We start from the raw sequence: 9,450 nt of genomic DNA, 5'->3' as shown, positions 1-9,450 counted from the left end.
TATCAAATACGTCGGGTAAGGGTTGGCAATTTTAAGTTAATCTTGTTGGATAATCTGGAATTTTTCTATTCTGCGCATGAAAAGTTCTACTTTTCCCCTTAAAATTATCTTCTCAAATTAGTTTGTGAGAAATGCGGGATTTGACCGTGAAATTGGGCGCACGCCATGCGCCCCTACAATTCTAATCCACCAATTAAGGTGTGCCACGCCACTACTTACTTACACAATTTAAATTTGTCTGAGTGAACCACACTTACAATTGTTCTGGGTCAATTCCTCTAGCTCGTAGTTTCTCCATCAACGCTTGATAGCGCTGTTGTTCTTGTTCCAATTGAGCCATTGCTTCCTCGGCGCGTTGACGTTCTTCTTCTGCCCGTTGACGTTCCTGTTCTCGGAGATGATCGAGTTCAACTGGAGTAAGAAATCGTTGTCCATCGGGGCGATAAATGACCAGGGTATCAGGGGTGAGTTCAAACCGTATTCCTAATCGTGGACTTACCCATCCATTCATATCTTGAATGGGGTCTAACCATTCTCCAGACCGCAATAAGCCAGTTAATTCGATGTCATCTGGATCATAAATGTAATATTCTTCAACACCGTAACGTTGATAGAATAAGAGTTTTTCTGCCATCTTTTTGGCACGGTTTCCTGGGGAGAGAATCTCAAAGACAACCTGGGGAACAATATTCTCTTCTCGCCATTGCTGATAGGAACCTCTGTCACCTTTCGGTCTACCGAAGACAACCATCACATCAGGGGCTTGGCAAGCTTTGGGTTTTCCCTGAACAGGATACCAAAGTAAATCGCCAGCTACGAATACATCAGCATTAGCCGCAAATAATATTTCTATATTTTCCTTAACTGTCACAATCCAGCGAAATTGTTTGGTGTTGTCTGCCATAGGTTGACCATCGCTGTCGGGGTAGATGATATCGGAGGTTGAATCAGTTTGCAATTGTTGGATCATATCACTGAGTCCATTGAGTTGGGTTAATTGAGGAAGAAAAAATCGTGTTAGTTCATTTATTTTTATGCCATAACGTAGGGGCGCACTGACGTGCGCCCTACTGACGTGCGCTCAAAAATCGCGCCAATTCTATGGTACTATTGTAGCCTTGCCCAGTTAAGTCTGTAGCCAGGGCTTTAGCCTAAAAAAATCCTGGCTGAAACTATTGAAATACCATTGTTTTAGGTAATGTTGTTTGCAAAATGGGATGCTCCCAGAAAACCGCGATATTACCTTGAGCAAACAAACTTGAGTGAAGCTTCTGCGGCAGAACCGGGTTCAGGTCTACCTCCTCTGCCATCTTCTCCATAGTTATAATCTTCAATTGTTTGTCCGTTAGCATCCAGAAACCGCACAAAACGCAACTGATAAATCTGATTCTGACAATCCACCGCTATATAATATGTAGTGCTGTATACCTCTTGCCCAGGTACGAGATTCGGGTTGGGTTGTCCGTAGACTACATTTGACCAGAAGTAGCGCAAGCGCCCTCTGCCTTCAATCGTGGAGACATCAACGTGATAGGCGTTATTGTCTGTGTCGGTTTTGACTCTCACCCACTGCCCCGCGATCGCAACAGGTGAGATGAGAATGGCGCTGGTGAGGGAAAGGAGGGTGAGTACTCCTTTGAGAGAACGGCGGTTGAGTTGAATTAAGGGATTCGTCATATCGATAGCCGCTTAAAGGTTTCTACCTGTTTATACATCTGACGGGAAGATGCTATGCACAAATCTTAGAGCAACAGGACTTTAGTTCTATTTAAATTGGGACTTGTGCTTCAAGTCAAGACGGTGTTCAACTTTCCCAAAGTCTGGCTTCAGTGAACACCTATCAGAGTTATTCCCCCTACCAAGTAACGTATGATAAACTTGGACTATTCCTTTCTACTACAAACTAATAAAAATGGATTTAATAGATCAAGCTAGTCTTTTCAGTATGTTTCATGATGGCATATTAGTTAAATTAGAAAAACAAGAAGACAATGTGTTGTTTTAGGTTGACATTCAATATATTGCTGAATTGATTAATCCTAATCATGAATGTTTAAATGGCTATTTTAAACACTGTAGTGAACTCGTTTTTATTGGCTTGTCAGGGGAAACTATATTTGATTTAAGCAATTTAGAGGAAAATGAAAATATTCAACCCGATATCATGGGGGCAGAAGCCAAAGGAGATTTAGTTGAGGTATACTGCTCAATTGCTCCTCCTAGTTATGGATCTCCTAGTTATGGAGGTTTTTTAAAATTTAAAGCCGAAGACATCAAAATATTTGACCAAGACAATAATCCAATAACGCTTCAACAAATCAGAGAATGTTGTACGCAGTATTGGAGAAAATTTTCTAAAGGAAATAACTTATAACACAAAGATTTTGGGAGAGGGCGACCAGACAAAATTGAGTAGACTGGTAAGCTGTTCGGCATTTAAACCTTAATATCAATAATGGCACAATCCTTGTAGTGCGAGCATCTTGCTCGCTACTAATACCCAATTTAAATGCATTACAGCTTATGGTTAACTGGTGCAAGCGGGTCGCCCCTACAGGTGGTTAATCGGCTCTTAATTAATATTGAAAAAACAAGATTAACCCGAACAAAACTGCTGGCGAGTTATCTGAAGAAAGTCAGTCAAAGCCATTGACGGATTTTCTATACTGTACGCCTGTTGCAACACATCTGCCCACATCTGACGAGTGGCAAAATACTCGGCTTTAGCATACGCGATCGCCTCGGCTGACGCTCCTTCTGCTTGCAATTGCGTCTCTATCATCATTAAATCCGAAGAGATGCGATCGCGTGTCTGTCGATCCACCATCTGCAAGGCGAGTCGGTAAAGGGGAACAGAATCCTGGTTAAATAATACCCAATAATAACGCTCTCCCGGTTGCAGCGCTTCCCCATCATACAAAAGCGTAGTCTCAGATGAACTCACTGGTTTACTCCACACCACATCCTGAGTAACATGATGCCACAGTTCAAATTTGCCAATCTGTTCTCCCTCTTTGACTCGCCACATAAATAATGGGCGATTACTCCAAACTAAGGGAATCGCTAAGGGATTATAGGCGGGAGAAATTGGACAAACGGAACCTCGACTTCCTCCCGTTCTTCCCCGCGCTGGGGGTTCAGTGGTATTGTCGGATGATGAGTCAGTTTGATATAACTCTGACCAGGGTAAGGGTTGATTTTGAGCCAGCATTATCCTGGGTAGAACTAGCTGATATCCAACCAGGCAACTGGTTAACGTGATTAACAATAAACCTAGTTTGTCATTTGTCATTTGTCATTCGTCCTTTGTCATTAAGCTACACTATTTACGGCTTATCGGTAGCAGATAAATCCCCAACGCCGCCCCAGGAATCAAACAAGGTAACAACATAGCACTGGTAATATAAAGCTGTAAACTAATCCCGCCATAAATCGCACATCCACTCACGAAAACTACCCAGCGTTTCCCCTTAACATTTCTCGGCGTTACCCTCAAACCCAATCCTGTTACCGATGATATCCCCTTTCCCAATACTACCGCTAACACCAACATCCATAAATCCGGAATTGGGACAACAAAGCGTTGATTTAAATAATGGTGAATTAAATAAGCGTGAATTTCCCCACCTGTCACCGTCTTGCGCCCTTCAAACCAATACCCCAATCCGACAGGTAACGGTAACAAATCCTCCCCTTCGTGCTTGATTCCCGCTTCCCCATATCCCCCTGGTGCAATCATCACCACCTGCTGAGACACATTCATCAATTCCGGGGACATGGCTGAATCTTCCAGAAGTTCCCACGCCGGAATCGTTTGATAAACCTGTGCAGGTGGAATGGAAAAGTCAATAATGGGATGGAACCACATTTGACCAAATTGGTAAGAAAATCCGGTAATTGACTGACGTTGCGATCGCGCCGAAAATAACCCCCGATAATCTCGTCCCTGGGTGTTTCTGAAATCCTCGCGAATTTGAGATAACAACTCCGTTTTACTTGTCAGTTGAGGAGTAATAACCGAGGGCGAATTGGATTCAGTGACTTGAGTCAATTCATGCGCCAAGGCTAATACATAAGCAAACGGCAATTTCTCAGACGCCGAACCCTCTGGTGATACCAGTTTCATATACCAAAACAGAAGATGAATTTCACCCGATAAACTCCAATTCGGACTAGCAATTGTGGGCAGTACATTTAACCATCCTTCTGTCTCATGAGATACCGACGCAAAAACAAACGTTGTCGGTGTTTTCTGTTGTACAGCCGCTTGCAACGATTGCGCTAAACTATCGTCATCTTCCCCATGAGGACGATCTAATAAATAATCAATTCCCACAACTTTAGCATCGGTTTGGCTTAACTTATCCACCAACTTTGCCAAATACTGACGATCCATCGGCTTGGGATCAGCAATAGCCGCTTGTCGAATCGAGGTTTCATCAATTTGCACTAACAACACCGGAGGCGGTTTTGTTATTGAAATTTGTCCAGTAATTTGACGATATATCCCCTGAACCCAAACTCGCCGTTCTAATAACCAATCCTGCACAGGTAGTGATAGGCTGAGTACCGTCAGCAAAGATAGCGCGATCGCCTCTTTCGATGTCGGTAAAAGCTGCTTAAGCTGCTGCTTTATACCAGAAGGTAAAATCCGAAATAATTCCGCCTCGGCATGGCAAAATAGAGAAGGAATTAAGTAAGCTGAAGGATAGGTAAGATTCTTTTCCAACTTCAGCACTTGACAGGCGGCAATTAAACACTCCTGTACATTTTGATGTTGTCCTAATGCTTGCAGAAATCGCAATAAAAATACCTGCGCCACATCATTATGGATGGGTTCGCGCATCACAGCGACTTGGGATAATCCTAAATCAATTAAGGAATGGGCAAGACTTAATCCCTGACAGGAATTAAACAAGGCAAACTGTAATCCTCGCTCTTTTGCCAAGAGTAATTGGGGGATGATGTCCCGAATTGAAATAGAAGCATTGGGAGCAATTCCTAATTCTCCGCCCGTTAACGGTGTCTCATTACTATGTCCCGCAAATAACAAAACATCCCATCCCTGTTTATCAGCAATTGCTGCTGATATTTGCAGCTTTAACTCCCCAATATCCTGTCCCGGTTGCCAACCCATAAACTCAATATCGGCTATTCGAGATAGAGATTGCACCGCTGCGCGATCGCCTTGAAAATTGAGTCCAGTATCATCGCCTAAAATCACTAATACTCTTACCTTTTTCCGCCGAGATTGAGAGTTAGTACCAGCAGCTTGCCGAATCGTTACCGGGGTTCTGGCTAGGCGAATTCGGTCAGATGTTGACCATTCGGCACCAATTTCCCAGGCTTCCCAGGGTAGGCGTTCTAAGTCTAAAGAATGGCAGGTTAAAAATAAATTGATTGGGGGCGGTTGGTTGTCACTGGGGAGAGGGGTTTGCTGATAAGACTTAGCAATTTCAGCCCGAATTTCAAATAATTCCGCACGACGTAACCAATGGTGGAACTCAGATAATAATTTGGCTTCGGCTTGTACTAATTTAGCGTGCCAATCAATCGGAGGTGTGCTTAAACTTCCACTCCCTTCAATCCATCCCCGCAAGGCAGATTGATAATAACTCAAATATATTCGCTGCCATTCTTGGTAAAATGTACTTAGCGATTCTGGGTAAGGAACTGTCGCACACAGTTGTTGTCCTTTTCCCCATGATAATTCAAAGACACAGGTTTGATTAAATCGTCGAATTGTTAAAAATTTGTCATTTGTCATTTGTCATTTTTCATTTGTTATTTGTTATTCGTCATTCGTCATTTGTCATTTGTCATTTGTCATTGGTGTGACATTTAACTTAGGCTTAACCCCTCACCCCCAACCCCTCTCCCAAGCTTGGGAGAGGGGAGCAAGAGGGGAGAAAGAGCGGCTAGAATTAACCATTAATTGGGGCGGAAAACAAAAGGAGGCAAAGTTAAAGATGCTCCAGATTCGTTAGATAGTGTAACCGTGAATGCTTCATCGACTGTACCGCCTACTTGAGCATAAATATACGTTTCCTCTGAATGAGGTTCCAAAACTCGTTCAATTAAAATACTATTTAAATCACTCAAAAGAAGTTTGATCGGCTGTGAAATCCTTGTCCCCGGAGTTGTGCCTAAAATTAATAATAATGTCCAAGCCGGGAGATTGTCAGGTGAGATCAGCGACCAAGTGATAGCATAGAGGCGTAAGGCATTATTTCCTAGCATCAAATCAGTATAACCTCCCCGCGCTATGGGTGGAATCGCTTTACCTGTAAGTTCTAGCTGCTGGAGAAGAACATTTAATTCTTGAGTTGGCGATCGCAAGGGAACAGCGTCTGGCGTTAGTGCAGGTAATAGAACCCATGATAGTTTCTGGGTTAGTTCGTCAATTTCATCATTCAACCAAAGTCCCACATTAATCAGCGGTTCTTGCAACCTTTGCAGCCTTGTTTGAACGGTTGGCGTCGGATTCAGTAACCATTGCCGTAACTCAGAATTCGTTAAAATAGCCACAACTTGCTCCCAGGTTAATACCTCCGATAATTCCCAATCGTCTGATTTAAATTGGGGGATAAGTGGCTCGAATTGAGCGACGGATACTGTTTCTTGACTCCTTGGGGGAATCGCGGGTAACTGAATCGCTTCCGGGTTGAGACAGCGCAAGTATAGTAGCAGGCGATCGGGATTTTCTAACCAATCTAGAGGTAAATTATAGGTCCAATCAGGTTCTGGAGTAAGTTGAGTTGTCGCCAATTGTGCTTGTAATTGATCGTAGCGAATTAATCCCGTAACTTGAATCTGTTTAAGTTCCTCTAATATTTCCACAATAATATATAAATGTGCAGTAAATTCAGGTAAATCAAGGATGGCTCTGGGAACAGGAACCGTCTCTGATGCTAAGCATCCAATCGGAATAATGTCAATGGTAAAATGACCGACTTTTACCTGGCAAACGGCTCCCAAAATATTGGCATAGTCCGGATAAAACACTGAACAGTCTTGATCCTCTACAGACAGATCAAACGCCCAATCCTGAAGCCATTGTTTAAAGCCGAATAGGGCTAATGCATTTAAATAGGCTTGCCATTGTCGGGATTCGTGCTGAATCGGTTGGATGAGGTGTTTTGCCTGCTGAATTTGAGTATCACTGAGAGTGATAGTCGTAATGGGTAAGGCTTCAAATTCAAGTGTTCTGTCACTGAAGTCGTTAATCATGACGCTAATTTTATAACTAGGTTTACTGTCTGAAACAGGCGAGAATCATTTCCTCTATTCTTCTATAGTTCTGAGCCTAAGATAGGTATGCAATTTTTGGGAATAGGGAACACCTCGACTTACCTCGACTTACTTCGGCTTGCCTCTACTTACTTCGGCTTCGCTCGGCAACACGCTCAGTAACACGCTTGGTAACACGCTCGGTGTGTCTTATGGAATAGAATTGTAGGGTTAGGTTTTACGACAAACTATAACGATGGCGTTGACAAGAATCTTGTGTGCTTCCCTGAGATACTCCCTCGGATGATTGCCCAAACCCTAATCACGAATCCAACCGATCAATATATTGGCAAATTCGTTGAGCAAATAAACTTTTTAATGCAGCCTTTTTGTTCTTAAGTTCAGCCTCAATTTCTGCCTCCTGAATCATTTTGTCAATATCGTCTGCTAAAACCTGTTCAATCTGGTGATCAAGTGCTATGATTTGCTCTGGATCAGTGCAGGTTTTTGCCAAGTCTACAATACACTCCAACAAGCCGTTGAGCATCTGTCCCCTCACGGCGGCTCTGATTTGCTTGAGTTTCAACAGCCGACTTACTTGATACTGCGCCTTTAATCCCACTAAACTGGCAATATCTGCCATGGATTTCCCTTGACAGTGAAACCCGCGTAATGCCACTATAAATTGCTGAGATTTCTCCGATTTTTTCCGATTGAGCTGAACCCGTTGCTCCTCAATAACTTGCTGAATTGCCTGATCTAAACAACTGACAAATTGTTGACGATAAGCGGTTAAAAAGAGTTGTTCTGTCTCATCAATGGTGGATGGCTGATGCAAGTTAAGACTGACAGTAGGATCATCAAGGGATTGACTGGGTAACGTTCCCCGCCTCACAGACAGGCGATAGTCTCGTAGCCGTTGGGCTAGGGTTTGCAGTCGTTCCATAATATCGGGAGGAGATAGTCGGATGTTGGTTTTCCGATGCACCTGATCCGCCATCTGCTGAAGCTGTGCTGGCGTGGGTAAGGCGCATTGTCCAGTTTGATTCGAGGATATGCGATCGCGACGGTAGATGCTATGATAACTTTTGAGCAGAATACGCGCCTGCTGAATTTCGCGATCAGTTAGGTGATGAAACTCCCGATAGATGCGTGGGAGTTGATTGGGCGTCGTATCGTTTAAAATTGCCCAATCACTAATTAAATACACTCCTTGTTCCAAGAGAAAACGATTCAATTCCCGATGCTGTTTCACCAAGCGATTCGTCCAAGTTGTCAGACTAGCGCGTTCGGGGTCAAAGGTTTGTAAAATGTCTGTAGCTAAAGAAGTAAATTGAGTAAGCGGGGGCGTTTTGTCAACCCCTAAATCGGTAAGGACAAAGGTAAATAAATCATACCGATTGAAACCATGATTGTTACCAAATTTGACTTCAAGTTGAACACAGACTTGTTCAATTTGTCGGGAAACAAAGCAGCGCAAGCAGAGTTGGGCGAGGGTGGAAAATTCGGGATAATCTGTTGATTCCTCACCGCGACTCCATTGGATTAATTGGCATTGAATTGGTTTGTCTGGAACAGTTCCCTCAGAGACGAATTGGGGAAATTGAGTTTGGCAGAACGTTTTCGCGGCTGGGATTACCTCTCGTTTACATCCAGCGATGGGATCTAAACGAATCAGCGTCCAGTATAGCGATAGCGCACTCATGATTTATTCGTTATTCGTCATTCGTCATTTGTCATTTGTCATTTGTCATTTGTCATTTGTCATTTGTCATTTGTCATTCGTCATTTGTCATTCGTCATTTGTCATTCGTCATTTGTCATTCGTCATTTGTCGAATATTTCTTGCACTCTATCGGGGCGGGTTTAGTGATATCAGGGTGAAAAACCTTCCCGTTAGTAGATCAAACCCACCCCTACACACAGGGCGGGTTTTGCAGCCAAGCTAGGGATAACAACCAATATTAGTCCCTAAACCATTGGTGTCAACTTAAGCTACATTACCCACGATAGGATACTGGGTGTGGGGTATGGGGTGTGGGGTGTGGGGGAAAGCGAGCAATGTTGGGGAGCTATGTATTAAACTGAAGTTCCCCCCATCCCGATTGAGGATAGAAGCCTAAACCGTGACTATGTAAGCGTTTGAGCCAATTATCCTTCTCAATTCGTACCCATGTATATTTAAGATTTTCTTAATACTCTTGGGGAAAAATCTGTGAG

Annotated in this window: 7 protein-coding genes; 1 reads left to right on the top strand and 6 read right to left on the bottom strand. The window is 43.3% G+C overall.

The window, feature by feature from the left end:
• Positions 1 to 253 precede the first annotated feature (253 nt).
• Positions 254 to 970 (bottom strand): Uma2 family endonuclease, encoded by a 717-nt coding sequence (locus RIG66_RS16405; RefSeq protein ID WP_446379805.1) that lies wholly within the window; start codon positions 968 to 970, stop codon positions 254 to 256.
• A gap of 269 nt (positions 971 to 1,239) precedes the next feature.
• Positions 1,240 to 1,677 carry a surface-adhesin E family protein gene (locus RIG66_RS16400; protein WP_446379803.1) on the bottom strand — a complete coding sequence of 146 codons (438 nt, stop codon included), beginning with the start codon at positions 1,675 to 1,677 and terminating at the stop codon, positions 1,240 to 1,242.
• Positions 1,678 to 2,029: 352 nt separating this feature from the next.
• Here RIG66_RS16400 and RIG66_RS16395 point away from each other — a divergent pair, with 352 nt between their 5' ends.
• Positions 2,030 to 2,374, top strand: a complete 345-nt coding sequence (locus RIG66_RS16395; RefSeq protein ID WP_446379801.1) for a hypothetical protein — start codon at positions 2,030 to 2,032, stop codon at positions 2,372 to 2,374.
• Positions 2,375 to 2,596: 222 nt separating this feature from the next.
• On the opposite strand, the gene RIG66_RS16390 is transcribed toward RIG66_RS16395, so the two are convergent.
• The 4 genes from RIG66_RS16390 to RIG66_RS16375 form a co-directional block, all read right to left on the bottom strand.
• On the bottom strand, positions 2,597 to 3,292 hold the full coding sequence (locus RIG66_RS16390; protein WP_446379799.1) for a hypothetical protein: 696 nt from the start codon (positions 3,290 to 3,292) through the stop codon (positions 2,597 to 2,599).
• Between the two features lie 30 nt (positions 3,293 to 3,322).
• The gene (locus RIG66_RS16385; RefSeq protein WP_446379797.1) at positions 3,323 to 5,767 is read right to left on the bottom strand and encodes a CHASE2 domain-containing protein; all 2,445 of its coding nucleotides are present in this window, start codon (positions 5,765 to 5,767) and stop codon (positions 3,323 to 3,325) included.
• Between the two features lie 164 nt (positions 5,768 to 5,931).
• Positions 5,932 to 7,230, bottom strand: a complete 1,299-nt coding sequence (locus RIG66_RS16380; protein WP_446379795.1) for a DUF1822 family protein — start codon at positions 7,228 to 7,230, stop codon at positions 5,932 to 5,934.
• 322 nt (positions 7,231 to 7,552) lie between these two features.
• Complete coding sequence (locus RIG66_RS16375) at positions 7,553 to 8,935, bottom strand: hypothetical protein (protein WP_446379793.1); 1,383 nt, start codon at positions 8,933 to 8,935, stop codon at positions 7,553 to 7,555.
• Positions 8,936 to 9,450 lie beyond the last annotated feature (515 nt).

Origin of the sequence: Coleofasciculus sp. E2-BRE-01, assembly GCF_040221695.1 — a bacterium.
Classification (GTDB): Bacteria; Cyanobacteriota; Cyanobacteriia; order Cyanobacteriales; family Coleofasciculaceae; genus Coleofasciculus.
This window is presented reverse-complemented; position numbering and strand designations above follow the sequence as displayed.